This is a genomic window from Promicromonospora sp. NPDC019610 (assembly GCF_044389365.1).
GTDB lineage: Bacteria > Actinomycetota > Actinomycetes > Actinomycetales > Cellulomonadaceae > Promicromonospora.
In genome coordinates this window covers 106,673-132,685 of the sequence record NZ_JBIRXX010000004.1, presented here as the reverse complement: position 1 = coordinate 132,685, position 26,013 = coordinate 106,673, and the positions used below count along the sequence as shown (strand labels likewise).

At 73.1% G+C, this 26,013-nt stretch carries 21 protein-coding genes and 1 tRNA gene; 5 read left to right on the top strand and 17 right to left on the bottom strand.

Features of this window, described 5'->3' with window-relative positions; all coding sequences use genetic code 11:
• Positions 1-10: 10 nt before the first annotated feature.
• Together ACH45N_RS25455 and ACH45N_RS25450 are read right to left on the bottom strand one after the other, a co-directional pair.
• Positions 11-1,420 (bottom strand): hypothetical protein, encoded by a 1,410-nt coding sequence (locus tag ACH45N_RS25455; RefSeq protein WP_397398745.1) that lies wholly within the window; start codon positions 1,418-1,420, stop codon positions 11-13.
• A 110-nt stretch (positions 1,421-1,530) separates the two neighbouring features.
• Positions 1,531-2,496, bottom strand: a complete 966-nt coding sequence (locus ACH45N_RS25450) for an alpha/beta hydrolase family protein (protein ID WP_397398744.1) — start codon at positions 2,494-2,496, stop codon at positions 1,531-1,533.
• Between the two features lie 87 nt (positions 2,497-2,583).
• Here ACH45N_RS25450 and ACH45N_RS25445 point away from each other — a divergent pair, with 87 nt between their 5' ends.
• Positions 2,584-3,429 (top strand): helix-turn-helix transcriptional regulator, encoded by an 846-nt coding sequence (locus ACH45N_RS25445; RefSeq protein WP_397398743.1) that lies wholly within the window; start codon positions 2,584-2,586, stop codon positions 3,427-3,429.
• A gap of 133 nt (positions 3,430-3,562) precedes the next feature.
• On the opposite strand, the gene ACH45N_RS25440 is transcribed toward ACH45N_RS25445, so the two are convergent.
• The 12 genes from ACH45N_RS25440 to ACH45N_RS25385 form a co-directional block, all read right to left on the bottom strand.
• Positions 3,563-3,635, bottom strand: a tRNA-Ala gene (locus ACH45N_RS25440).
• A 92-nt stretch (positions 3,636-3,727) separates the two neighbouring features.
• A complete protein-coding gene (locus tag ACH45N_RS25435; protein ID WP_397398742.1) occupies positions 3,728-4,393 on the bottom strand; it encodes a histidine phosphatase family protein in 666 nt (221 codons plus the stop codon).
• Entirely contained in the window at positions 4,390-4,827 is a 438-nt protein-coding gene (gene rsfS / locus ACH45N_RS25430; RefSeq protein ID WP_397398741.1) for a ribosome silencing factor, read from the bottom strand. The genes ACH45N_RS25435 and rsfS overlap by 4 nt, the downstream gene beginning before the upstream one ends.
• Positions 4,824-6,011 (bottom strand): hypothetical protein, encoded by a 1,188-nt coding sequence (locus ACH45N_RS25425; protein ID WP_397398740.1) that lies wholly within the window; start codon positions 6,009-6,011, stop codon positions 4,824-4,826. The genes rsfS and ACH45N_RS25425 overlap by 4 nt, the downstream gene beginning before the upstream one ends.
• Entirely contained in the window at positions 6,004-6,618 is a 615-nt protein-coding gene (nadD, locus tag ACH45N_RS25420) for a nicotinate-nucleotide adenylyltransferase (RefSeq protein WP_285108607.1), read from the bottom strand. Before nadD ends, ACH45N_RS25425 begins: the two co-directional genes overlap by 8 nt.
• A 45-nt stretch (positions 6,619-6,663) precedes the next feature.
• Positions 6,664-6,816, bottom strand: a complete 153-nt coding sequence (locus tag ACH45N_RS25415; RefSeq protein ID WP_397398739.1) for a hypothetical protein — start codon at positions 6,814-6,816, stop codon at positions 6,664-6,666.
• A 126-nt stretch (positions 6,817-6,942) separates the two neighbouring features.
• Positions 6,943-8,334, bottom strand: a complete 1,392-nt coding sequence (locus tag ACH45N_RS25410) for a glutamate-5-semialdehyde dehydrogenase (protein WP_397398738.1) — start codon at positions 8,332-8,334, stop codon at positions 6,943-6,945.
• Between the two features lie 190 nt (positions 8,335-8,524).
• Positions 8,525-9,712, bottom strand: coding sequence for a glutamate 5-kinase (proB, locus tag ACH45N_RS25405; protein WP_397398737.1), 1,188 nt, complete (start codon positions 9,710-9,712; stop codon positions 8,525-8,527).
• A 338-nt stretch (positions 9,713-10,050) separates the two neighbouring features.
• Positions 10,051-11,568: a GTPase ObgE gene (gene obgE, locus ACH45N_RS25400; RefSeq protein ID WP_397398736.1), complete on the bottom strand. Its 1,518-nt coding sequence runs from the start codon at positions 11,566-11,568 to the stop codon at positions 10,051-10,053.
• Positions 11,569-11,768: 200 nt separating this feature from the next.
• Positions 11,769-12,026 (bottom strand): 50S ribosomal protein L27, encoded by a 258-nt coding sequence (gene rpmA, locus ACH45N_RS25395; protein ID WP_020013784.1) that lies wholly within the window; start codon positions 12,024-12,026, stop codon positions 11,769-11,771.
• An 87-nt stretch (positions 12,027-12,113) separates the two neighbouring features.
• Complete coding sequence (gene rplU / locus ACH45N_RS25390; protein ID WP_377228594.1) at positions 12,114-12,422, bottom strand: 50S ribosomal protein L21; 309 nt, start codon at positions 12,420-12,422, stop codon at positions 12,114-12,116.
• A gap of 252 nt (positions 12,423-12,674) precedes the next feature.
• On the bottom strand, positions 12,675-15,389 hold the full coding sequence (locus tag ACH45N_RS25385; RefSeq protein ID WP_397398735.1) for a glycine betaine ABC transporter substrate-binding protein: 2,715 nt from the start codon (positions 15,387-15,389) through the stop codon (positions 12,675-12,677).
• 117 nt (positions 15,390-15,506) lie between these two features.
• On the opposite strand from ACH45N_RS25385, the gene ACH45N_RS25380 reads away from it, so the two are divergent.
• Positions 15,507-16,097 carry a protein-L-isoaspartate O-methyltransferase gene (locus ACH45N_RS25380; protein WP_397398734.1) on the top strand — a complete coding sequence of 197 codons (591 nt, stop codon included), beginning with the start codon at positions 15,507-15,509 and terminating at the stop codon, positions 16,095-16,097.
• 209 nt (positions 16,098-16,306) lie between these two features.
• Positions 16,307-17,416: a fatty acid desaturase family protein gene (locus ACH45N_RS25375; protein WP_397398733.1), complete on the top strand. Its 1,110-nt coding sequence runs from the start codon at positions 16,307-16,309 to the stop codon at positions 17,414-17,416.
• 55 nt (positions 17,417-17,471) lie between these two features.
• On the opposite strand, the gene ACH45N_RS25370 is transcribed toward ACH45N_RS25375, so the two are convergent.
• Positions 17,472-18,077: a thymidine kinase gene (locus tag ACH45N_RS25370; protein ID WP_397398732.1), complete on the bottom strand. Its 606-nt coding sequence runs from the start codon at positions 18,075-18,077 to the stop codon at positions 17,472-17,474.
• A 35-nt stretch (positions 18,078-18,112) separates the two neighbouring features.
• On the opposite strand from ACH45N_RS25370, the gene ACH45N_RS25365 reads away from it, so the two are divergent.
• Entirely contained in the window at positions 18,113-18,775 is a 663-nt protein-coding gene (locus tag ACH45N_RS25365; RefSeq protein WP_397398731.1) for an alpha/beta fold hydrolase, read from the top strand.
• Positions 18,776-18,805: 30 nt separating this feature from the next.
• Here the strand turns inward: ACH45N_RS25365 and ACH45N_RS25360 are convergent, their stop codons facing one another.
• Together ACH45N_RS25360 and ACH45N_RS25355 are read right to left on the bottom strand one after the other, a co-directional pair.
• Positions 18,806-19,960: an acyltransferase family protein gene (locus ACH45N_RS25360; protein ID WP_397398730.1), complete on the bottom strand. Its 1,155-nt coding sequence runs from the start codon at positions 19,958-19,960 to the stop codon at positions 18,806-18,808.
• A 185-nt stretch (positions 19,961-20,145) separates the two neighbouring features.
• Positions 20,146-24,024 (bottom strand): Rne/Rng family ribonuclease, encoded by a 3,879-nt coding sequence (locus tag ACH45N_RS25355; protein WP_397398729.1) that lies wholly within the window; start codon positions 24,022-24,024, stop codon positions 20,146-20,148.
• Between the two features lie 450 nt (positions 24,025-24,474).
• Here ACH45N_RS25355 and ACH45N_RS25350 point away from each other — a divergent pair, with 450 nt between their 5' ends.
• Positions 24,475-25,971 (top strand): cytochrome ubiquinol oxidase subunit I, encoded by a 1,497-nt coding sequence (locus tag ACH45N_RS25350; protein ID WP_397398728.1) that lies wholly within the window; start codon positions 24,475-24,477, stop codon positions 25,969-25,971.
• Positions 25,972-26,013 lie beyond the last annotated feature (42 nt).

The window sequence follows — 26,013 nt, the reverse complement described above, 5'->3', positions numbered from 1 at the left end:
CCCTCGCCCGTCAGCGCCGTACGGTCCGGGGTTGAGGCTTCGGCTTCGGCGTCAGGGAGGGTCCAGTCGACGCCGGGTCCGGCCGCTTCTTCCCGTCCTCACCGATCATCCGCGGCGAGGGCTTGACCGGCCAGCGCGCCACGACCCGGCTCCGCAGCTCGTCACCCCGAGCGGCGGCGACGACGTCCCACACGATCGCGCCGACGACGAGGGCGGCCGAGACGGCGAGCGTCACGAGAGCCTGGGGCACGAAGGCGCGGAAGGTCTCGTCGGCGTCCCCGTACAACGTCGCGACGTCCTCCATCCCGCCCGTGCCGAGGCTGTACACGCCCCAGCCGAACGTGGTCCCGAGGGCGGCGAGAAGAGCCAGGGCCTGGACGAAGATCACCGGCTGATGGTTGGCATACTTGCGGAGCAACCCCCGCGGCGGGCGTGGGGCCGCCGGATCTGCCAACGCCTGGCGCAGGACCTCCCGCTCGCGCCGCTGCACCACCGAGTCGGCGAAGAACCCCACCACCAGGAGCCCGACGGCCACGACGACGAGTGCCGCGAAGACCCAGACGCCGGCGACGAGCACCGTCTCGATCCCGTCCGCGTACTCGACCCGGGGCCCGGCGTCCGTGGTGGAGCGGAACGGGTGGGTGACGAACAGCCAGAGCTGCAGCAGGCTGAACCCGAGCGCGAGGCACACGATGCCCACGTACTCGTACCAGGCGGCCGTGCGCCGCTTGCGCAGGAGGTCGGGCGGCAGCGCCGGCTCGTCGTCGTCCTGGGACCTCGCGGGAGCGGCCCGTCCCCAGGCCGCGCCCTCGTCGCTCGTGGTCCAGTGCGCCGCGATCGCCAGCCGACGGCGGTGGTGTGCGGGACGGCCCGCCAGCGCGAGGAGCACGAACGCTCCGGCGACCCCCGTGCCCACGAGCGAGCCCCACAGGATGTACATCTCGCTGCCGTTGACGGTGAAGGCCGCCACCACGGTGAACAGCAGGCCGGTCCCGGCAAGCAGGACGGAGACGACGAAGAACGGGGCGAACGGCGGCTGGACCACCACCAGGTCGACCTGGCTCGGATGCGGCACGGCCGTCCTGGGGGCACCGTCGCGGGCCGCCCGCGCGACGGCGCGGGAGGTGATCACCTCGCGCAGCGCGGACAGGACGGTGGTCAGGAGGCCGACACCGAGCGCGAGGACGAGCACCGGGGCCATGGACGCCCGGGCGAGCTGATCGAGCGCACCGCTCACCGCCGGCTCGTCGGACAGGGCCTCCTCACCGACCATGGCGACGGCCAGGAGGAGCACGAAGGCGGCGCCGATGCCGACGAGGAACGGGGCGAGCGCGTTGATCGTCGCGTTCACCAGGCTTCCCGCGGCACTCACCGGGTACACGCGCCAGTGCGGCTGATCTGCTCGAGGTCGCTCGGTCATGTGCCGGCAGCCTATCCACGGCGAGCGACCCACGGCCGGCTCACACGCTGGCACGCGTCGTGCTGCGGGATCAGGTGTCGCCCCGCCGGCACGCGCTCGGACGGCGTCGGCTACCTCGTCTGCACGCTCGCGAGCGACGGGTGGTCGCGGACGGCGCCGACGGCCCGCTGCCATGCCGGGTCACCGGCGTCGAGTGCCGACCGCAAGTAGGCCCACGTCATCCGCTGGGTGACGGCGAGCCGTTCGGGGTCCTCGTCGTCGGTCTCGGCGAGGTCGTAGCCCATGATGCCGCCGAGGTAGTGCTTCGCCCCGGGCAGGGTCAGGAGGGCGTCGGCGCCCGGGCTGAGGTGGTAGGGCTCGGCGGACCAGTCGGCGCCACGGGTGGTGGCGGCCGGGTTGTCGTCCTGGTCGCCGTGGACCACCAGCATCCGCGTGGTCAGGTGCGAGAAGTCGGTGTCGAGCTCCGGATACCGCGCACGCATGGCGTCGGTCATGCCCTCGGCGCTGCCGGTCGAGGCGAGCAGCACACCGGCGCCGATGCGGGGCTCGCGCAGGTCGAGGACGGCGCCGTCGGCCGGATCGGTCGCCCGTGCGCCGAGCAGCGCGCTGACGGTACTGGCGCCCGCGGAGTGGCCGACGGCGGCGACACGCGCCCGGTCGAGCCGCCCGGCGACGACGACCGCCTGGGCCTCGATCGCGTCGAGGCCGTCGAGGATCCGCGTGAGGTCGTCGATCCGTGAGCGCCAGAACAGCGGGTGACCGGGAGCGTCCGGGTCCAGGCCGAGTCCCCCGCCGGGCGAGCTCAGGTGGGTCGGCTGGAGGACGGCGAATCCGTGGCTCGCCCAGAAGTCGACCAGCGGCGAGTACCCGTCCTTGGACCGCAGGTGGTACGAGCTGCCGCCGCCGTGGGACACGAGCACGATCGGCAGCCCGTCGCCGTGCAGGGGCGCCGTGACCCGCAGCTCCAGGGGGAGACCGCGGTCGGGCGCCGGCAGGGTGACGGGGTTGACCGAGACGGTCGGTACCGCGGGCGGGACGGGGATGTGCCGGGCGAGCCCGATGTGGTTGATGGTCATGTCCCCACCGTGCGTCCGGTCGCCGTGGTTCATCCAGGACCGGTCCGGTCCTGGCTGCGCTCGCGACCGCAGGGACATACTGGGGCTGTGATCGACCGGCCCGGGCTCGCCCAGTTCCTGCGCCGACGGCGTGCGGCGCTCTCGCCGTCGGACGTCGGCCTCCCGGAGACGTCGCGCCGCCGGACGCCGGGCCTGCGCCGCGAGGAGGTCGCCGTGCTGGCCGGCGTGTCCAGCGACTTCTACGCGCGGCTGGAGCAGGCACGCGGCTCCGACCCGTCGCAGTCGGTGGTAGCCGCGCTCGCGCGGGCGCTGCGGTGCACCCCGGACGAACGGGACCACCTCTTCCGCCTCGCCGGTGTGCCGACCCCGTCGCGGCGGGTGGGCCGCCGTCTCGACCCGGGACTGCGCCAGCTCGCCGAGCACCTGGACGACCTGCCGACGTGCGTCTACAACGATCTCGGCGACGTGCTCCACACCAACGCGCTCGACGACGCCCTGCACTGCCGGGGCGAGCTGCTCCCAGGCCGGGACAGCAACGTCTACTGGCGGTGGTTCACCCGCCCGGCGTCCCGCGACCTCGTGCCGGAGGCGGACCGTGCCCGCCTGTCGCGGGCTCATGTCAGCGACCTTCGCGCCACCTCCTCCCGCCGCGGCGAGGACCACGAGATCACCGAGCTCGTCGCCGGCCTCGCCGCGCACAGCGCGGAGTTCGGGATGCTGTGGGACCAGCACGACGTCGCGGTCCGCCACAGCGACCTGAAGGACGTCCAGCACCCCACGGTCGGGCTGGTCCGGCTACGGTGCGAGATGCTCGTGACGCCCGGGACCGGCATCCGGGTGCGGGTCCTCCTGCCGCTGGAGGGCACGGACGCCGCCGACAAGCTCGACCTGCTCCGTGTCATCGGCACGCAGCGGTTCGCGGAGGCGGAGTGAGTACACGGGCGGAGTGAGCACGTGGGCGGAGTGAGCACCGCAGGCGGAGTGACCACGCGGGCGGAGCGAGCCCACCGGGCACGAGAAAGGCCGCTGACCCGCACTCTCGTGCAGGTCAGCGGCCCTCAGCGGGTGGAGCTGGGGGGACTCGAACCCCCGACCCCCTGCATGCCATGCAGGTGCGCTACCAGCTGCGCCACAGCCCCAGATTGGTCTCTCCCAGCCGTTGGGCCGGGCGAGCGTCGTTAGTCTATGCAGACCGACGCCAGGGACCAAATTCAAACCGGCGTGCCCTCGGTCACTGCCGGGCCTCGGGCCCGGACTGCCACGTGTCGAGCGGGTAGCCGGCGCCCACGTTGTGCGCGACGAGGCGCCACGCCGGGGCCGCGCCCGGTCCGGAGGCGCGCAGGTGCGACCAGTGGACGTTGTGCAGGCCGTGCAGGCCGCGCCACGTCGCGGGATCGAGGCCGAGCAGGCGGGTGATCGCCTGCGTGATCGCCGAGCCGTGCGACACGACCACGAGCGTCTCCCCCGAGCCGAGGGTCTCGGCGTGCCGCAGCACCGCCTCCTCCATGCGCCGGGCGGTGACCGCCTTGGACTCCACGCCGTTCGCCTCGGGCTCGCCGCCGCTGCGCCAGACGGCGTGCTCCTGCGGCCACCGCTCGGCGATCTCAGCGTCGGTCATCCCCTCCCACTCGCCGAACGACCGCTCGCGCAGCCCGGCGTCTGTCAGGACCTCCAGGTCGAGGTGCCGCGCGTACGCGGCCGCCGTGTCCCGGGCCCGCTGCAGGTCGCTGGAGACCACGAGGGACCCCTTGTGCGACGCCGCCAGCGCCGTCGCGCCCTGCTCCGCCTGCCAGCGGCCCACCTCGTCGAGCGGGATGTCGATCTGGCCCTGCAGGCGCAGGCCCGCGTTGTACGCCGTGCGCGCGTGGCGCAGCAGCACGATCGTCCCTGCGGTCACAGGCGGGAGTCCCCGGCCAGGTGGATCGCGCCGTCGTCGGGGTCGCGGAACTCCGTCGCGTCGCCGCCGCCCTGGGCGTCCTCGGGCAGCGGGATGGCCGGGCAGTCCTTCCACAGGCGCTCGAGCGCGTAGTAGGTCCGGTCCTCGGCGTGCTGCACGTGCACCACGACGTCGCCGAAGTCGATGAGCACCCACCGGGCCTCGGACTTGCCCTCACGCCGGATCGCCTTGACGCCCTCCTTGAAGAGCGCCTCCTCGACCGCGTCGACGATCGCCGAGACCTGACGCTCGCTGGCGCCCGAGGCGATGAGGAACACGTCGGTCAGCACCAGCTGCTCGCTGACGTCGAGCGCGATGATCTCCTGCGCCTTGATGTCGCTCGCCGCCCGCGCCGCGATGATCGCGAGCTCGGTGGCCCGCTCGGTCGCCGTCATACCGCATTACCTCCCGTGAAGCCGGGCAGGCCGCCCGGCAGAGCGCCCAGCAGGGCCGCCGCCTGGTCCGTCTGGTACGGGACGCTGTCCCCCTCGAGCACGAGCTTCCAGATCAGGAGGCCGAGCACGAACGCCACGACCACCAGGATGATGTAGTGCAGCCAGGTGTACTGCGGGCCCTCGTCCTCCTCCTCGTCCCACTCCTCCTCCACCTCACGGCGGGAGGCACGGGACGGGGCGATCGGGCCGGCGCCGAACTGGCCGGGAGCACCGGGGTGCTGCTGACCGGGGCCGCCCATCTGGCCCGGGCCACCGATCTGACCGGAGCCGGGACCACCCGGGCCGCCGGGAACGGGCTGGCCGGCCGGCCCGCCGCGGCGTCCGGGGAAGGGCGAGCCGGGGGCCCCGGGCGCGCCGCCCGGGGGCGCGGACGGCGGAGCCGCCGGGCCGCCGGCCTCCCAGGGCAGCGCGGGGGCGCTGCCGGAGACGGCACCGCTGGGCGGGGCACCGGACGGACGGCCCGGCGCACTGGGGCGCTGCTGGCCGAGGCCGCCGGGCGCCCCGGGCGCGGTCGGCGCACCAGGACGGGCGCCGAACGGCGACGGCGGCTGCTGCTGGGCCGGGGCGGGAGCGGGCGGTCCCCACTGTGTCGTCTGGCCGACGTCGGCCGGCCCCGCGGGCGCGCCGGGCGCCTGCGGCGGGGCGAACCGCGCGGAGCGGCCCTGCTGCGGCGCGGGCGGCACGGGTGCGCTCGCCGGGCGCGAGCCGAACGGGCTCGGCGGGGCGGTCTGTCCGGGGCCGCCCGGCGCACCGCGGCCGCCGGGGGCACCCTGGCCGCCCGGTCCGGACGGGGCGCCCGGACGGTTCTGGCCGCCACCGGGGCCGAAGGGCGACGGGTTGCCGCCGGGCTGCTGCACCGGCGTGAGCCGGCCCGTCGCGTCCACGCCGCGCGAGCCGCCCGTCGCCTGCGGGGGCCGGGCGACCGGCGGGTTGCCCGGGTTCGGCGACCAGCCTCCCTCGGGAGCAGGGGCGGGTGCGGGCGCGCCACGGTGCGGAGGCTGCTGTCCGCCCTGCGGCGGGTAGGAGCCACCACCGGCACCACCGCCGGCAGCGGCAGCCGCGGCGGCAGCCTCACGCTCGCGGATCTCGCGGCGCGTCATGGGACGACCCTTGTTGTCACTCATCGTGAAGACCTCGATACAGTCCGTGCTTGGCGATGTACTGGACCACGCCGTCAGGCACCAGATACCAGACCGGCAAACCCTCCTCGGCCCGACGACGACAGTCGGTCGAGGAGATAGCTAGTGCAGGAACCTCGAGTGTCGTCACGCCGTCCCGAGGAAGCCCGTCCACGGTGAGCATGTGCCCTGGCCGTGTGACAGCGACGAAGTGTGCCATGTCCCAGAGCTTCTCGGCATCCTTCCACGAGAGAATCTGCTGGATGGCGTCCGCTCCCGAGATGAAGTACAGGTCCGCGTCCGGGCGCTGCGTCCGCAGGTCCCGGAGCGTGTCCACCGTGTAGGTGAGGCCCGCCCGGTCGATGTCGACGCGGCTCACCGTGAACCGCGGGTTCGACGCCGTGGCGATCACCGTCATCAGATAGCGGTGCTCCGCCGGGGTGACCCGCTGCTTCTGCTTGAAGCCCGGACGGCCGGTGGGAACGAAGACGACCTCGTCCAGCTCCAGCTGCGCGACCGCCTCGCTCGCGGCCACGAGGTGACCGTGGTGGATGGGATCGAACGTGCCGCCCATCACCCCGATGCGCGGCCTGGTCCCAGTGGGGGCACTCATGCGGTGCGTGCACTCATCTGGTCGTCAGGCTCCCGTCTAGATGGATCAGTGCCGGTTGCCGACGTTGCGGAACGCGTACGTGACGAGCAGCGCGGCCACGAGCGCGCCGAAGGCGATCAGGCCGAGCGCGATCGGGGCGATCGGCTCGTTGGCGTGCTCCGAGGCGGCCTCGGCAGCCAGGACGGCGGTGTGCAGCACGGGTGTTCCTCCTAGTCGAACAAGCTCAGGTGGGCTTTAGTCTCTCACGGACGAATTGCGGCGGGCGCACCGCGGGACCGGGTCGCAAGGAGATCCTGCGGAGGTCTCCAGGACGCCAAAGTCCCCTCAGGGCTTGACGTGGCCGTCGCCCGTGACCACCCACTTGGTGGTGGTCAGCTCGGTCAGTCCCATGGGACCGCGCGCATGCAGCTTTTGCGTGGAGATGCCGATCTCGGCACCCAGGCCGAGCTCGCCGCCGTCGGTGAACCGGGTCGACGCGTTCACCATCACCGCGGCGGAGTCCACCTCCGCGACGAACCGGTCCGCCGCCGCGATGTCCCGCGTGACGATCGCCTCGGTGTGCCCGGACGACCAGGTGCGGATGTGCTCGATCGCCTCGTCCAGCGACGGGACCACCCGCACGCCGAGCTCCAGCGCGAGGTACTCCGTTGCCCAGTCCTCGTCCGTGGCGGGAAGCACGGTGGCTCCCGCGGGGGCAAAGGAGAGGGCTGCCGGGTCGCCGTGCAGCACCACACCGGCGTCGGCCAGGGCGGCGAGCGCCGCCGGCAGGAACGCCGGGGCGGCGTCCTCGTGGACGAGCAGCGTCTCGGCCGCGTTGCACACGCCGACGCGCTGCGTCTTGGCGTTCATCACGATCGCGACGGCCATGTCGACGTCGGCGGTCGCGTCCACATAGACGTGCACGTTGCCGACGCCCGTCTCGATGACGGGCACCAGGGACTCGCGCACGACGGTCTGGATGAGGTCGGCGCCACCGCGCGGGATCAGCACGTCCACCAGACCGCGGGCGCGCATGAGCGCCACGCCGCCGGCGCGGCCGTAGGCGTCGATCGACTGGACCAGGTCGGCGGGCAGGCCGCGCGCCGCCAGGGCGCCCTGCATGACCGCGACGATCACCGCGTTGGACGACGCCGCCGCGCTGCCCCCGCGCAGGATCACCGCGTTGCCGGACTTCAGGGCCAGGCCCGCGGCGTCCACGGTCACGTTGGGCCGGGCCTCGTAGATCATGCCGACCACGCCCATCGGGACGCGGACCTGGCGCAGGCGCAGGCCGTTCGGCAGGGTCTGCCCGCGCACCACCTCGCCGACCGGGTCGGGCAGGGCGGCGACGTCGCGCAGCGCGGCGGCGATCTGGCCGATCCGGTCGGGGGTGAGGGCGAGCCGGTCCAGCAGGCCGTCCGACATCCCGTTCGCGCGGCCGCGCTCCAGGTCCTCGGCGTTGGCCGCGACGATCTGGTCGGCGGCGGCCACCAGGGCGTCCGCGACGGCGCCGAGCGCGGCGTCCTTGGTCATGCGGTTCGCCGTGGCCAGGGTGCGCGAGGCGACCTTGGCCCGCCGGGCGACGTCGTGCACGGCGGCGGTGACGTCCGTGCCCGTGACGTCCGTGCCCGCGACGTCCGTGCCCGCGACCTCGGGGGTGCCCGACGGCGGCGGGGTGCCGGCCCCCGCCGAATCGCCCCCGGCAGGTGTCGCCTCGTACTGGCTCACGATCGTCATGCGTCGAGAGTACGTCGGGTGCGGGCGAATGCCGAGGACGATTCCGTGGTACGGACGCGGGCAAGAGACCGAAGTCGCGAGATCGGTCCGTTGCTCCGAGATCGGTCGGTCAACTGACCGGTCTCGGAGCAACGGACCGAAGTCGAAGGACCGTCCGGGCAAGGGGCTGAGGTCGTGCCCGGCGGTCAGCTCATCGGCCGGTCTGCAGCACCAGGTCGTCCCGGTGCACGACCACGCGGTCGTACCCCTCCCCCAGCTCCTCCCGCAGCGCGTAGGTGGAGCGGCCCAGCAGCGCGGGCAGGTCGCTCGCGTCGAAGGCGACGAGCCCCCGGGCGACGACGGCGCCGTCCGGCGCGACGAGCTCGACCGGGTCGCCCGCGTCGAACTGGCCCTCGGCCCGCGTGATCCCGGCCGGCAGCAGCGACGCGCGGCCGCCGAGCACGGCGCGCGCGGCGCCGTCGTCCAGGTGGAGGCGGCCCTGCGTGCGAGCGGCGTGCGCGATCCAGAGCCGGCGCGCCGAGGTGCGCCGGCCGGTGGCGGCGAAGAACGTGCCGACGTCGTCCCCCGCGAGCGCGGCGGCCGCGTTGGCGGCGAGCGTCAGGACGGCGGGCACGCCGGCGCCGGTCGCGATCCGCACCGACTCCAGCTTGGTGACCATGCCGCCCGTGCCGACAGAGCTGCCGCGCGCCGTCACCTCGACGGCCGCGATCTCCGCCAGGTCGTCGACCAGCGGGATCCGGCGGGCGCCGGGCCGCGACGGCGGGGCGTCGTGCAGGCCGTCGACGTCGGTCAGGAGCACCAGGGCGTCCGCGCGGACCAGGTGCGACACGAGCGCGGCGAGGCGGTCGTTGTCACCGAACTTCAGCTCGTCGGTGGTGACGGCGTCGTTCTCGTTGATGACCGGCACGACCCCGAGCGCGAGCAGCCGCTCCAGCGCACGCTGGGCGTTGCGGTAGCGGGCGCGGCGGACCGTGTCCTCGGCCGTGAGCAGGATCTGCCCGATCTGGATGCCGAACGCCGCGAACTCCTCCTGGTACCGGCCCGCGAGCTGGCCCTGGCCCACGGAGGCCGCGGCCTGCATCGTGGCGAGGTCGCGCGGCCGGCTCCCCAGACCCAGCGGCCCGATGCCCGCCGACACCGCGCCCGACGTGACGAGCACGACCTGGGCCCCCGCGGCCTGCCGGGCGGCAAGCACCTCGACCACCCCGCGCAGCGCGTCGACGTCGAGGTGCCCGTCCGGGCCGGTGAGCGACGACGAGCCGATCTTGACCACCACGCGCCGGGCGGTGGCGATCGCGGACCGCGGGCCCGGGACGGCCGGGCCGTCCTGGAGTTCCGAGGCGTCGTGGGCGTTCACCGAGGGGTCGAGGGGGTTCACACCCTCATCCTCTCCGGAGGCATGCCGGGAACGCTCGCTCATTCCACGAGCCGGGCACCCGACCCGGACGTGGGGGGCGGACAGGGGACCACGGGGGCCCGGACCGCTGAGAACCCCCCCGCGCCCCGCCCCCCCCGCGCCCCGCCCCCCCCCCCCCCCCCCCCCCGCCCCCCCCCTCGCCCGCCGGGCAACGCTCGATATTCCCACCCCCCGGGAACCCTCCCGGTTGGTGTCAGACGTACAGGTCACCAGGGGGACCTGTACGTCTGACACGGCTCCGGCTCCGCTCCAGGCGCGTGCCTCGTTCCTCGGCCCGCACCCTGCGCTGCGCCTCCGGCTCAGTCGTCTTCCGGGTCGGTCCAGTGGCCCGCCTCGCGCTCGGTCCACAGCTCGCGCCGGGCCTCGGCCTTGGCGTCCATGCGCTCGGTGAACTCGCGCCGCTTGTCGCCGCGCGTGGGCCGCTCGTTCTGGTCGAGCCGCAGGTCGGTCCCGCGTCCGCCCAGCAGCTCCGCGCCGGTCTGCAGCGTGGGCTCCCAGTCGAAGACGACGGCGTTGTCCGGGTCGCCGATGCGCACCTCGTCGCCCGCGACGGCGCCCGCCTTGAACAGGCCGTCCTCGACGCCGAGCTTCGCGAGCCGGTCCGCGAGGAAGCCGACGGCCTCGTCGTTGTTGAAGTCGGTCTGCTTCACCCAGCGCTCGGGCTTGGTACCGCGCACCTCGAACCAGTAGGCGGTCTCGCCGCCCAGCCGGCGCACGGTGAACTTCGACTCGTTCACGGCGCGCGGGCGCAGCACGATCGGCGCGGGCTCCGGCGCGGGGGCGTCCGCGCGCGCCTTCTCGACGACCTCGGCCAGGGCGAACTTGAGCTCGCGCAGGCCCTCGTGGGACGCCGTCGAGATCTCGAAGACGCGCAGCCCGCGCGCCTCGAGGTCCGCCTTGACGAAGTCCGCGAGCTCGCGCGCCTCGGGCACGTCGATCTTGTTGAGCACCACGAGGCGGGGACGCTCGGCGAGCGGCACGCGGCCGCCCGCGATGCCGATGTCGCCCGAATAGGCGGCGAGCTCGGCCTCGATCACGTCGAGGTCGCTGATGGGGTCGCGGCCAGGCTCCAGCGTGGCGCAGTCGAGCACGTGCACGATCATCGCCGTGCGCTCGATGTGCCGCAGGAACTCCAGGCCCAGGCCCTTGCCCTCGCTCGCGCCCGGGATCAGGCCCGGCACGTCCGCGACGGTGAAGCGCGACTGGTCCGCCTGCACGACGCCGAGGTTCGGCACCAGCGTGGTGAACGGGTAGTCGGCGATCTTGGGGCGCGCGGCGGAGATCGCCGCGATCAGCGACGACTTGCCCGCGCTCGGGAAGCCCACCAGCGCGACGTCGGCGATCGTCTTGACCTCGAGCTCGACCTCCGCGGTCTCACCCTCCTCGCCGAGCAGCGCGAAGCCCGGGGCCTTGCGCCGCGGCGAGGACAGCGCGCGGTTGCCCAGCCCGCCCTTGCCGCCCGCGGCGACGACGTACTCGGCGCCCGCGCCCACGAGGTCGGCCAGGACGTTGCCGTCGAGATCCTTGACGACGGTGCCGTCCGGCACGGTCAGGACGAGGTCGCCGCCGTTGGCGCCGTCCCGGTCGTCGCCCATCCCCTGGGTGCCCGACGTCGCCCGCCGGTGCGGCGAGTGGTGGTACTCCAGGAGGGTGGTGGTGTTCGGGTCGACGACGAGCTTGACCGTGCCGCCGTCACCGCCGTTGCCGCCGTCGGGCCCCGCCAGGGGCTTGAACTTCTCCCGGCGGATCGAGGCGCAGCCGTTCCCGCCGTTACCGCCGGCGGCATGCAGAACCACCCGGTCCACGAAGCTGGCCATGTCTCGATCCTCTCAGGTACTGCTCAGGTGGAGCGGCCCGGGGCCGCTCATGAAAAGACGTGAGGGGGCGCACCGTCACCGGTGCGCCCCCTCACGCGAAAGCCGAAGCTCAGGCGTCGCTCGTGGACGCCTGAGCCTGCGGATCGGCTACGGGCGAGTGCCTTCGTTCCTCGGCTCTCACCCTGCGCCTCACCTACGTCTCAGGCGTCGGCGGCGACGATGTCGATGACCTTGCGGCCACGACGGGTGCCGAACTGCACGGCGCCGGCGTCGAGGGCGAACAGGGTGTCGTCCTTGCCGCGGCCGACGTTCACGCCGGGGTGGAAGTGGGTGCCGCGCTGGCGGACGATGATCTCGCCGGCCTTGACGACCTGGCCACCGAAGCGCTTCACGCCGAGGCGCTGGGCGTTGGAGTCACGACCGTTGCGCGAGGAGCTCGCGCCCTTCTTGTGTGCCATCTGGCTGACCTGTCTTTCGGGACGAAGGAGAAGAAGAAGTATCTAGCTCGCGCGGGCTCGCTCGTCGGAGCAGGCCCGCAGCGGAAGTCACTTGATGCCGGTGACCTTGAGGCGGGTCAGCGACTGGCGGTGGCCCTGGCGCTTCCGGTAACCGGTCTTGTTCTTGTACTTGAGGATCGTGATCTTGGGACCCTTCTCGTCCCGCACGACCTCAGCGGTGACCTTGACCTTCGCCAGCTTCTTCGCGTCGGTGGTCACCTTCTCCCCGTCCACGAGCAGGAGGGCCGGGAGCTCGACGGTCTCACCGGCGCTCGCCTGGACACGGTCCATGACGACGATGGTCCCGACGGACACCTTCTCCTGGCGGCCACCGGCCTTGACGATCGCGTAAACCACGTTCAACTCATCTCTCTAGTCTTGGCGTGCGCGCACGACGGAGATCATCGGCTTTGCTGTGACTCGCTCCGCCGCGGCGGTCGAGTGCGATGCGCCATGGGCACGCAGGACGGGTGCGCAGACAGCACACCGAAGCACAAGGTTACGCGATGCCCTCAGCGGGTTCAAACCGGCGGCGACGTGGCCTTGCCCACGTCGGGGCCCACGCCAAGCCCGCACCGCACCGCACCGCACCGCACCGCACCTCCGGCATCATCCGTCGGCCCGTCCCCAGCCCGCCACCCGCTCGCGGTTCTCGGCCAGCCACCGCTCGGCGACCTCCTCCGGCTCCTGCCCGTCGTGGTCCACGGCCGCGATGAAGCCGCTGAGGTCCTCGTCCGTGAGGTCGACGTCCCGCAGGATCCGGACCGCCGCGGGGGAAGTCTCCGCCAGCGCGGACGCCCAGGCGACGTGCACGTCGACGCTCTCGTCGCCCTGGTCCGCCGCCCACGGGATCGACGCGAGCCGGCGGAGCGAGAACTGCTCGTGGATGCCGTCGGGCTCGTACCCGTAGAAGAGCAGGGGGCGGCCGGAGGCGGCCTCCTGCTCGATCCGCGCCTTGAAGATGGTCGCGGAGTACGACTCCCCCTCGATCGACTCGTGCCCGCTCCGCTCCAGCCACGCCGCGAGGTTCTCGGTCGAGGCCCAGCCGCGCGGCCCGATCCACATCTCGCCCCGACCGTCGCCGTCGCTGTCGAAGAGCGCGGAGACCTCCGGGTCGAACAGGTCCTCCGCCTCCGTCAGCACCTGCTCGGAGCCGGCCGCGTCGAGGACGTAGACGCCCTGGGTGCCGGTGTAGGAGTGCTCGCTGAGCTGGATGGTCCCGGCGGCGACCCACTCGCGCACGGCCACCCCCTGGTTCTGGAGCCACAGGTCGGGGTGGACCTGGACGGCCGGGTTCTCGGCGCCCATCCCGGCGACGGCGTCGACGTGGTCCATCTCCTCGACCTCGACCGTCACGTCCGCCGCCGCGAGCGCGCCCTTGAGGACCTCGGCCGTGACGCTCGCGCCGGGCCAGCCCGGGTCGGCGACGGTGACGGTGGCGTCCTCGGTCTCGGGCGCCGCCTGTACCTCACCCGGGCGCGGGGCGGAAGCGGCGACCGACGTACCGATCTCACCGTTGAACGCGGTGGGCATGAGCACGACGGCGAGGATGACCAGGGCCGCCGTGCCCAGGTAGAAGGCGTTGAAGCCCCGGCCGGCCGGGAGGGACTCGACCACGCGGATCGGCCCGTCGCCGTCCCGTGTCCGGATCCCGTCCCGCACCTGCGCGGCCGTGAACTCGCCGGATTCGAGGATCTCCGAGGGGAGGTAGTACTTCTTGCCGATCTCGCGGAAGCCCTGCTCCAGCCGCCAGATCTGGCTGCTGAAGCCGTGGATGTTGTTGCGGTCGTAGTCCCGGATCGCGAACATCGCCAGGAACGCGCCGCCCGCGAACACGATCGCGCCGGCGTTGCCCAGCGGGGAGTCGCCGCGCAGCAGGAGCACGAACACGATGGAGCCGAGGCCGGTGAGCCACAGGGCCGCCCGCTCACCGAGCGACAGCCGGTCCAGGTGGATGGAGAGCCAGCCGTTGAAGGCGTCCAGGGCGCTCTCCTGCGCTGGGGTACGCGTCCCGGCCTCGCCGGACAGGGCGTGCTTGATCCGCAGCGCCCGGGCCTCCTTGCCCTCGGCGGTGGTGTCGTACTCCAGCTCGATGAGGTCCTGGAGCAGCTCGTCCGCGGCGTCCTTGCCCGGCGCGTCGTCGGTGGCGATCAGCCGCCGGACGACGGTGGCCCGCGCGTCGAGCTCCTGCGTGCGCCGGCCGGCCACCTGGGCGAGCGTGAAACCGGCGAGGATCGCGAACAGCCCGGTGATCGCCGCGGCCATCTCCGGCACCGAGCTCAGCACGTCGCGCGGCAGCACCTGGGCGGCGAGCGCCACGTACACCGTGGCGACGAGCGACAGGGACAGCGCGTTCATGGACCGGTGCCGCGCGTGCAGGGTCAGGTTGGAGAAGAGGATCAGGACCAGGCCCACGATGGCGATCGGGCGGACCGGCTCGTCGAAGAGCAGGTACAGGAGCACCACGGAGACCGCGGGCGAGAAGTAGGGCAGCGAGGACAGCGTGAGCGACTTGTACTCCTGGAACGCCCAGGTCCATGTGATCTCGGCGACCAGGTAGGTGCCGATGCCGATGAGGCCGCAGACCAGCAGCACCTGGGCGTCGAAGGCGTAGAAGCGCAGCGTGTGCCCGCTGACCCACAGCCCCACCAGCACGGCGGCGAGGGCCGTGGCGTTGGCCACCGAGATCGCGTAGAAGGTGGCGATCGGGCGGGAGCCGACCACCCGGTCGAACGAGCGGGTGGAGTTGATCGCGAAGGGCAGGTAGAGCCCGCTACCGACTGCCGCGACGAAGGCCCAGACGATCTCGCCGCTGTCGCCGCTGCCGGCGTGCGCCACCCCGACGTTCGACACCCCGATGGCGGCCGCCCCCACGAACGAGGCCAGCACCATGAGCCACTCGTTCCACCGGAGCCGGGCCGCCGTCGCCGGGGAGAAGACGCGCATGGCGACCACGGCGATCAGGGGCCAGGTGAAGGCGATGATCGTCGCGTCCACCTTCGGCGCGCCGTAGAGGGCCCGGTAGAAGCCGTAGTACCAGAGGGCGAGGAAGAGGCCCGACACGGCCGCCGAGCCGACGCCGGAGAGGCTGTTCCGCCCGCCCCGGAGGACGGCCGCGGTCCTCCTGCGCAGCACGAGAGCGCCCACCAGGCTCGTCAGCACCGAGATGGCGCCGGCCACGACGTAGACCTCGGCGTAGTCCCCGCGGTCGCCGATGATCGAGATGAAGACCGGTTTGAGGGACCAGAACGCGACCGCGGTGAGCGCTGCCACGGTGACGGCCGCTACGGACAGCTTCGGGGGGACGGACGTCTCGGTGGCCAAGGCCTCTCCTGGTGGACGCGGTCGGGGCGGGCCGCAGTCTATGGGCACGCCGGACCGGAACAGGGCACGTGGCGGGCGGGATCCGCGTGTGTCTACCCTGGGCTCAGGTGATACCTGATGGTTTCCGAGCCGGCCGCCGAGCACGACGACATCGCACGCGCGATGCGCGCCATACCCCGCCGCGACTTCCTGCCCCGCTCCCAGCGGCCGTTCGCCGGCCAGGACCAGCCGCTGCCGATCGGGCGTGGCCAGACCTCCTCCCAGCCGACGACGGTGGCCGCGATGCTGCGCCTGCTGCGGGTCCCGCTGGGCGCGCGCGTGCTCGACGTCGGCGCGGGCTCCGGCTGGACCACGGCCCTCCTGGCCTACCTGACGGGGCCGCAGGGCTTCGTGCTGGGCGTCGAGCGCGACAGCCGGCTCGCCGAGTGGGGCTCCGCCAACGTCGGACGCACCGGGATGGGCTGGGCGACGCTCGTGCAGTCCGCGCCCGGCGTGCTCGGCCACCCCCAGGAGGGCGGCTGGGACCGCATCCTGGTGTCGGCGTCCGCGGCCGCGCTCCCCCGCACGCTGGTGGAGCAGGTGGGGATCGGCGGCCGGATGGTCATCCCCGTCCGGACGACGCTGCTCCTCATCGAGCGCCTGCCCGACGGACGCACCCGCGCGACCGACCACGGTGGCTACCGCTTCGTGCCCCTGATCGAGGACTGACGGATCGAGGACTGACGGATCGAGGACGGACATCCTCACCCGAAATGTCAGGCGAAGGTAAACACATCGTCTTCAACCCTTCGCGAGGCGTCCACAACTGCCCCTCGGCACGCCAACCTACGGTCCCGTAGGCTCAGGGGCATCTGCATGACGGGCGGCACCGTCCGACTCCACGGCTGGGAAGTCGACCCCGAGCATCTGAGGTCCAGATGGCCCCAACGGCCCCCGTCGTCCGCGACGGCTTTCGCCCGACCACACCCCGCGATCCCAACGCCCAGCCCGTCACCAGCACGTACTCGTCCCTGGCTCGCACCGTGCGCGACGCCGGGCTCCTGCGCCGGGCCCACGGGTACTACGCGTGGACCCTCGGTACGCTCACCGTGGCGCTCGGCGGGATCGTCACCGGGTTCGTGCTCCTGGGCGACTCGTGGTTCCAGCTCCTGATGGCCGGCGCGCTCGGCCTCGTCCTGACGCAGTTCGCCTTCGTGGCGCACGAGGCCTCGCACCGGCAGGTCTTCGAGTCCGGCCCGCGCAACGATCGCGTGGGACGCCTGCTGGCCAACGCCGCCGTCGGCATCAGCTACTCGTGGTGGATGACCAAGCACACCCGACACCACGCCAACCCCAACAAAATGGGCAAGGACCCGGACATCGAGAACGACACGATCGCGTTCACCGAGGAGGGCGTCCGGCAGCACCGCGGTCTGAAGCGGTGGATCAACCGCTACCAGGGCTGGCTGTTCTTCCCGCTGCTCACGCTGGAGGGCCTGAACCTGCACGTCCTCTCGATCCGCTCGCTGTTCACGGGCGGCCCCGAGACGCTGCGCGCCCGCATCCGCGAGCTCGTCACCATCACGGTGCGCCTCGCCGCCTACGTCGCGATCCTGTTCTGGGCGCTGCCGCCCGGCCTGGCGTTCGCGTTCCTCGGCGTGCAGCTCGCCGTGTTCGGCGTCTACATGGGCGCCTCGTTCGCCCCGAACCACAAGGGCATGGCGATCATCCCCGCCGACAGCCGGATCGACTTCCTGTCCAAGCAGGTGCTCACCTCCCGGAACATCCGCGGCGGGCGGTTCATGAACATCCTCATGGGCGGGCTCAACTTCCAGATCGAACACCACCTCTTCCCGAGCATGCCGCGCCCGCACCTCATCCGGACCGCGGAGATCGTCCGGGAGCACTGCGCCACCCTCGGCATCCCGTACACGGAGACGAGCCTCGCGCAGTCGTACGTGATCGTCGTCAACTACCTCAACACGGTGGGGCTCGCCGCGCGGGACCCGTTCGACTGCCCGCAGTACAAGCTCATGCGCAAGGTCTGACGGCGGCGCCGGCGGCGGCCCCGCGCCGGTAGTTCCGCGCCCGCGCCCGCGCCCGTCACGGCACGACGGCGGCGTGCCTCCGGCAGCGGGCCTCGTACGACTCCGACCCGCCCACGTGGGCCGCGACCGGCACGAGGGCGTCGTCCGGCCGGGCGGAGCCGGCGTCGGGCACGGGCGGCGCCCCGGAGAGCCGGACGTGGAACGCGGCGTCCGCCCCGCAGACCGAGCACACCGCCGTGAGCTTCTCCACGGACTCGGCCAGCGCCATGAGCTCGGGCAGGGGCGCGAAGGGCTGCCCGTCGAAGGTGACGGACAGCCCCGCGACGACCACCACGAGCCCGCGGTCCGCCAGGCCGGAGACGACGGGCACCAGACCGGCGCCGAAGAACTGGGCCTCGTCGACGGCGACGAGCTCGGTCCCGGGACCGAGCAGGCCGGGAATCTCCCCGGCGTCCGACACCGTGTGCGACGGCACGCCCTGACCGGAGTGCGACGTCACCCGGCCGACGCCGCGCCGGTCGTCCAGCGCGTGGCTCACCACCACCACCTCGCGCCGCGCGATCCGGGCGCGCCGCACCCGGCGGAGCAGCTCCTCGGACTTGCCCGCGAACATCGGGCCGGCGATGACCTCGAGGCGCCCGGCGCCCAGACCGTCTTCCATGGGCGCCAGTCAAGCATTCCGTTACGTTGTCCGGCATGGCAGCCGACGTCGACACCGTACTGTTCCTGCCCGGCCTGGGCGCCGGCAAGGACCCCTGGGCCGCCCAGCTCCGCAGCCTGCCGGCCGGACTGACCGGGCTGGCGCCCGACATCCCGGGCCTCGACCGGGCCGCCGAACCCGGTGCGTTCACGCTGGCCGACGCCGCTCGCGAGCTGTGCCGGCTGCTCGACGAACGGGGCCTCGACCGGGTCCACGTCTGCGGCCTGTCGCTCGGCGCGATGACGGCGACCCGGCTCGCGCTCGACTTCCCCGACCGGGTCGCGTCCCTCGTGCTGTCGGGCAGCCAGGTGCGGCCCCACCCGGCGCTCATGGCGATCCAGCGCACGATCGTCCGGATGCTGCCGGAGAGCACCGCCGCCGGCATGGAGATGACCAAGGCACAGTGGCTCGGCGCCCTCCGGGTCGTCGCGGACACGGACTTCCGGGCCGGGCTGCCGAGCATCGAGGCGCCGACGCTCGTCCTGTGCGGCAGTCGCGACGCCGCGAACATCCCGGCGGCACGTGAGCTGGCCGCACGGATCCCGCACGCGGAGCTGCGCATCATCCCGCGCGCGGGACACCCCTGGAACGTCCAGCTCCCCGAGCTCTTCTCGCAGACGATCGCCGACTTCTACGGGCGACTGTCGCGGGACGGCTGACGCCGCCCCGCGACCTGAGGCAACCGCGACCTACAGCACCCGCGCCACGCCCGGGATGCGCCGCAGCAGGTAGGCGGCGCCCCAGCACAGCGGCACCGACAGGGCGAGCAGCACCAGGAACTTCACGCCCGCGGGGGCCACGAGCGGCGACAGCAGCACCGCGACGCCCACCAGCACCAGCGGGTGGATGACGTACACCGCGAACGAGTGCTGCGCTGCGAACCGGGCCCAGGCCGGCTGACCGGAGAACCGCTCCCGGAACAGCACCAGCAGGCCCACGACCGCGCCGATCGCGACGACGTTCTCGGCGAGGCTCTGGCCGAGCAGCGCGAGGATACCGGCGTCCGGCGCGCTCGCGAGGGCCGACAGGCCCAGCGCCGGCGCCACGCCGACGAGCGCCACGATCAGCGCGGCCCGGCCCTGCCGCGCCGTGAGCGAGGTCAGCCAGCCGCGGCGCGCGGCGAGCAGCCCCGCGACGAAGAGCAGCACGTACTGCGGCAGGTAGGCCGGCGACGGGAGGCCGACGCCCACCCAGTACGTACCCATCGGCACGGCGAGCCGCCAGAGGGCGGTCACGACGGTCAGGACCGCGACGAACCCGGCGATCGCGCGGAAGCTCAGGGGCTGGGCCACCAGGGCCGGAGCGGCGTCAGCGGCGACCTCCGGACCGACGAGCGCACCACGCCGAGCCGCCGACCGTGCCCGCAGGGCGCGGAACGCGGCGTAGGCGAGGGACAGCACGAGGAGCACCTCGACGAACCACATCGGCCCGGGGTCGCCCACGCTGAACCAGAAGTGGAGGAACGACTCCCCCGCCGCGCGGCGCTCGGGCCAGCCCGGCAGGGACAGCGCCGGCCGCGCCACGAGCCAGAAGGCGACCAGGGGGACGCCCAGCCGGACGATCCGGTCGCGGGCGAACGCGCCCGGCCCCTTGCGGTCCACCGAACCGGGGACGAACAGGCCGGAGAGCAGGAAGAAGGAGCCCATGAACCAGAGCTGGTTCGCGATCACGAACACCATGAGCGCGAGCCCGGACACGCTCTCGCTGGGCTCGGTCCAGTACCAGATCGGGAGTGCGCCGTAGGTCAGCGCGCAGTGGTGGGCCAGGACCAGCACGGTCAGCAGGATCCGCAGGTTGTCGACGTACCCCAGCCGGGTGGTCGGCCTCGCGGCGATCGTTGTCATCTCGGTCTCCGTCGTCTCGGTCGCGCTTCATTGGTTCATTACTCGACTAATGAACCACAGAACGTGCGCGGCGCGCAACAAAACCCGGGGCGCAACAAAAAACGAGGGCCGCCACCTCGCGGTGGCGACCCTCGTCCGGATCAGGTCAGCGGCCCAGCAGCCGCGCCCAGAATCCCTTCTTCTGCTCAGGCGACCTCGTCGCCAGCTCCTTTGGGCGGTTCCGGCTGCCCAGTGCCGGAGCCCCCCTCCGGCGCGTCGCTCGCCGACGTCGCGGCGTCCGCCGGCGAGTCCGCGGAGGCGGAGGTGTCTGCGCTGGCCGGCGAACCGGCGGAGGCGGACGACGCGGGGCTCGACGCGCCCGACCCGGCGGCGGGCAGCTGGATCTCGTCCAGCGTGGACGGCCCGCCCTCCGTCGCGTCCTGCGTCTCGTGCGCGTGCTGCGCCGCGGCGGCGATCGTGGCGAGCGTGGCCTTGACGGCCTCGCGCGCCTCGGACCGCTCCTCGGGCAGGCTGGCGACCGGCGCCGTCTGCTCCGGCGCGGGGGCCACCTTCTCCTTGGCCTCCTTGCCGCGCTTGCGGCGCGACCGCGCGGCGCGCGGGCTCTCCTCGACCGCGGCGGAACCGGGGCCGACGCCGGAACCCGGCTTCTCGACGGGCTCCTCGTGCACGATGAAGCCGCGGCCCTTGCAGTGCTCGCAGGTCTCGGAGAACGCCTCGACCAGACCCTGACCCACGCGCTTGCGCGTCATCTGGACCAGGCCCAGCGAGGTCACCTCCGCCACCTGGTGCTTGGTGCGGTCCCGGCCGAGGCACTCGACGAGGCGACGCAGCACGAGGTCACGGTTGGACTCCAGCACCATGTCGATGAAGTCGATGACGATGATGCCGCCGATGTCGCGCAGGCGGAGCTGCCGCACGATCTCCTCGGCCGCCTCGAGGTTGTTCCGCGTGACGGTCTCCTCGAGCGTGCCGCCCGCACCGGTGAACTTGCCGGTGTTGACGTCCACGACGGTCATGGCCTCGGTGCGGTCGATGACCAGCGAGCCGCCCGAGGGCAGCCAGACCTTGCGGTCCATGCCCTTGGCGAGCTGCTCGTCCACCCGGTGCACCGTGAACACGTCAGTGTTCTCGACCCACTTGGACACGCGCTCGCGCAGGTCCGGGGCCAGCTCCTCGACGTAGTGCGCGATCTCGTCCCACGCGCCCTCGCCCTGCACCACGAGCGACGAGAAGTCGTCGTTGAAGATGTCGCGGACCACGCGGATCGCCATGTCCGGCTCACCCTGCAGCAGCGCCGGGGCGTTCGCCTTCTTGGACTTGGCCTGGATGGCGTCCCACTGGCCCTGCAGGCGCTCGACGTCGGCGCGCAGCTCGTCCTCGCTGGCCCCCTCGGCGGCGGTGCGCACGATGACGCCTGCGCCGTCGGGCACGACCTCGCGGAGGATCTTCTTGAGGCGCGACCGCTCGGTGTCGGGCAGCTTGCGGCTGATGCCGGTCATGCCGCCGCCGGGCACGAACACGAGGTATCGGCCCGCGAGCGTGACCTGGCTGGTGAGCCGGGCGCCCTTGTGGCCGATCGGGTCCTTGGTGACCTGCACCAGGACCGAGTCGCCCGACTTGAGCGCCTGCTCGATGCGGCGCGGCTGGCCCTCCAGGCCCGCCGCGTCCCAGTTGACCTCGCCCGCGTACAGCACGGCGTTGCGGCCCTTGCCGACGTCGACGAACGCGGCCTCCATGGACGGCAGCACGTTCTGCACGCGGCCCAGGTAGACGTTGCCGGCCATCGACGCCTGCGACTGCTGCGAGACATAGTGCTCCACGAGCACACCGTCCTCCAGCACCGCGATCTGCGTACGGCCGTCCTTCTCGCGCACGATCATCGACCGCTGCACCGACTCGCGGCGGGCCAGGAACTCGGCCTCGGTGATGATCTGGCGACGACGGCCGTGGTCGCGGCCCTCGCGGCGCCGCTGACGCTTCGCCTCGAGACGCGTCGAGCCCTTGAGCGCGGTGACCTCGTCGCTGCGGCTCGTCCGGGCGGCCGCGGCCTCGGCCCGCTCGCCGCGGGTGCCCCGGCGACGCCGACGCCGACGACGGCTGCCGCCCTCGCCCTCGCCCTCGCCCTCGTCGCCCTCGGCGGCGTCCTGGCCGGCGTCCTCGGCGTCGCCGTCCTCGTCCGCGGACGACTGGGCGTCCTCCTCGGACTCGTCGTCCTGGTCCTCGTCCGCCGAGTCGTCCATGTCGTCCGAGCGCGTGCGGCCGCCACGGCGGCCGCGGCCACCCCGGCGACGACGGCGGCGCGACGGGCGCACCTCCTCGTCGTCGTACTCCTCGAAGTCCGCCGGGGCGAGCTCCTCGAGCTCGACACCCTCGGCGACGAGCTCCTCCTCGATGGCACCGACCTCGTCGACCGCCGCCGCGTCGTCCTCGCTCAGCTCGGCGGCGATGAACTGCGGGGCCGCCGGGACCGCGGCCTCCGGGGCGGCCGTCTCGACCGGGGCGTCACCCGTGGGCTCGGCGTCGGACTGCGTGCTCTCTCGCGCGACGTCCGGCGTGCCGGCCTGCGTCGTGGACTCGGCAGCGGGCTGCGCGGCCGGCTCACCCGTGCGGCGCACGGCCCGGCGCGAACCGGACCTGCGGGTCCGGGGCTCCGGAGCGGCCTCGGACGGAGCCTGGGCGGGCGCGTCGACGGCGGGCGCCGCGGCGACCGGCGCCTCGGCAGCCGGGGTCGCGGGGACCTCGGCCCGGGGCGCGCGGCGCTCGGGCGCGGCCTGCTCGGGCGCGGGCTCGACGGGGCGGGCGACCGGACGGGCGAACGTCGGGGTCAGGTCCTGCGGACGCGGCGGCCCGGCGGGAGCCTGCGCACGGCGCGCACGGCGCGCCGACGAGTCGTCCGGCGCCTGGAACAGCAGCGCCGTGGTGGCCAGCCGCGGCACGCGCGTGCCGGCCGTGGTCGCGGCGGGCGACGTCGCGGGCTGCGCGGGCGCCTCGGGCTGCTCGAACGCCGGGCGGCGACCGCCGCGGCGCGTGCGGGACCGGGTGTCGGGCTCGGCCGGGGCCTCGGCGACGGGCGCCTCGGCAGCCGGCGCCTCCGCCGCATCCGGCTCGACCGGGGCGGCGGCCGCCGGCGTCTGCTCGACGGCCTGCTCTGCGGCGGGCTTGCGGCGCGCGCGGCTGCGCTTGGGAGCCGCCTCGGCCGCGGGCTCCGCGGCGGTCCCGGCGGACGGCTCGGCCGTGGCGGCCTCCGCCGTCGGCTCGACCTTCCTGCGGGTCCGGCGCTTCGGCGCGGTCTGCTCCGTCGCGGCGGGCTCGGCGGACGGACCGCCGGGCAGCACGATGTCGTCGAGGCTCGCGACCCCGCGGGCCGGCGCCTCGGCGGCAGCCGGCTCGGCGCCCGCGACGGGCTCCGGCAGGTCGAGGTCGAGCGGGGCGGCCTGCTCGGCCGGGGCCTCGGGCTGGACGGCCTCGGGCTCGGGCTCGGGCTCGGGCTCGGGCGGAGCCTCTGCCTCGGCCGGAGCCCCAGTCTCCGTGGGGACAGTCTCTGCGGGGACCTCGGGCTCCGCGGCCACGACGGCCTCGGGCTCGACGGCGGTGGCCGCCTCCGTGATCTCCGTCTCGGCGGGCGCGGCCTCCTCGGCCACGACGGCCACGATGGGCTCGGCGGCGACCGGCTGGTCCGCCGTCGGCTCCTCGACGGGCGCGGGAGCGGCAGGCGTCTCGACCGCGGTGGGCGACGAGACGCCGCGCGTGGCGCGCCGGCGCGGGCGCTTGGCGGTGGGCTCACCGGCCGTGGGGGCAGCGGAGGTCGCGACCGCCGCGGTGCCGCCCGTGGTCACGGGCTGGCTCTCCGCCGGGGCTGCGGGGGCGTCGGACGGGCCGACGACGATGGGCTCCACGTTCGTCGCCGTCGAGACGACGGACCGCGTGGCCCGACGACGCGGGCGCTTGGCGGGCGCAGCGTCCGCCGGAGCCTCCCCACCAGTGGTGACCTGGGCGTTCGCCTCAGGTGCGTCGTGATCATCCTGTGACCCGATGGTCGAACCGGTGGTGCTGGAAGGCGTCACGTGAGGTGCTCCTGTAGCCGGCGTCCGCTCCACACCATGCGGACCGCCAGGCGGTCGGTCGTCCGGTGGATGCATCGCGGCGAAGCGACACATCTGGACGGAAGTCTCGGCTGCGGCCCTGTTCCTGCGATCTTCGCGGACGCCTGCGGCCACGTTCTGTCGTGACTGCGGCACCGCGTGCGGATCGCGGGCAGTGTTGGACTCTGCAGTCCACGCAGGGATGTGGCCTGCGCGGGTTCGACCAGTATCGCACAGGAGACCATGCCTGCACCGCCCACATCTGAGCCTTGGGCAACAAAGAGCCAAACCGCGCTCCAAGTCCGTGTACAGTGCCTTGTGAAGACATTCACAAGCGACGGTCTCACCCCGCGGCAACGCGCGGACCTGGCGGATCAGGCCTAGCGTCCCAAGGGAAGAAGCCGTTTCGGAGACACACCTCAGGAGCCCGGAGTGGAAGCTCTCGACCTGGCACGCTGGCAGTTCGGCATCACCACCGTCTATCACTTCATCTTCGTCCCGCTCACGATCGGGCTGGCCCCGCTCGTCGCCATCATGCAGACCGCCTGGGTCCGGACGGGGAACGAGCGCTGGCTGAGGCTGACCAAGTTCTTCGGCAAGCTCTTCCTGATCAACTTCGCCCTCGGCGTCGTGACGGGCATCGTGCAGGAGTTCCAGTTCGGCATGAACTGGAGCGAGTACTCCCGGTTCGTGGGCGACGTGTTCGGCGCCCCGCTGGCGATGGAGGCCCTCGCCGCGTTCTTCGTGGAGTCGACGTTCCTCGGCCTGTGGATCTTCGGCTGGGACCGCCTCAACAAGAAGGTGCACCTGGCCTGCATCTGGGCCGTGGCCATCGCGGTGAACCTGTCGGCCTTCTTCATCCTGGCCGCCAACTCCTGGATGCAGCACCCCGTGGGCGCCCGGTTCAACCCGGAGACCGGCCGCGCCGAGATGGAGTCCATCTGGGCGATCCTCGCCAACAACACGCTGTGGGCGGCCTTCCCGCACGCCGTCTCCGCGGCGTTCCTCACGGCCGGGACCTTTGTGGCGGGCATCGCCGCCTGGTGGATGGTGCGCCTGGCCCGGACCAGGAAGCCGGAGTCCGTCGAGCTCGCCCGGAACGTGTACCGCCCCGCCGTGATCCTCGGCACAGTGGTGATGCTGGTGGCCGGCGTCGGCGTGGCGCTGACGGGCGACGCCCAGGGCAAGCTGATGTTCGAGCAGCAGCCCGGGAAGATGGCGTCCGCCGAGGCGCTGTGCGAGGGCGAGGAGGCGGCCAACTTCTCGATCCTCACGATCGGCGACCTGTCCAACTCCTGCGAGGGCGTGCGGCACATCCTGGAGGTGCCCGGCCTGGCCAGCTACCTCGGCACCGGCCACTTCTCGGGGCCGGAGAGCTTCCTGCCCGGCGTCAACGACGTGCAGCAGGAGTACTCCGAGCGGTACGGCGAGACCGACGACGCCGGCAACGCCATCTCGTACACGCCCAACCTCGCCGTCACCTACTGGAGCTTCCGGCTCATGATCGGGTTCGCGGCCGGGTCCGTGCTGCTCGCCCTGGCCGCGCTCTGGTTCACGCGCGGCGGCCGGGTCAGCGACAACAAGTGGCTCGCCCGCATCGGCATCATCGCGATCCCCACGCCGTTCCTCGCCTCGTCGTTCGGCTGGATCTTCACGGAGATGGGCCGCCAGCCCTGGGTGGTGGCCCCGAACCCCACCGGCATCGACGAGATCCGCCTGCTCACCATGCGCGGGGTCTCGGAGGTGGTGAGCCCCGGCATGGTGCTCACCTCGATGATCGTCTTCACCCTGCTCTACGGCGTGCTGGCCTTCGTCTGGTACCGGCTCATGCACCGCTACACGATCGAGGGCGTGCCCGCGACCGTCCGCGACGAGTCGCCCGAGGCCGCCTCGGACGACTCAGACCGGCCCCTCTCCTTCGCCTACTGACCCCCGTCCGCAAGACCTGACCTGACTCAGACAAGGAAGTGA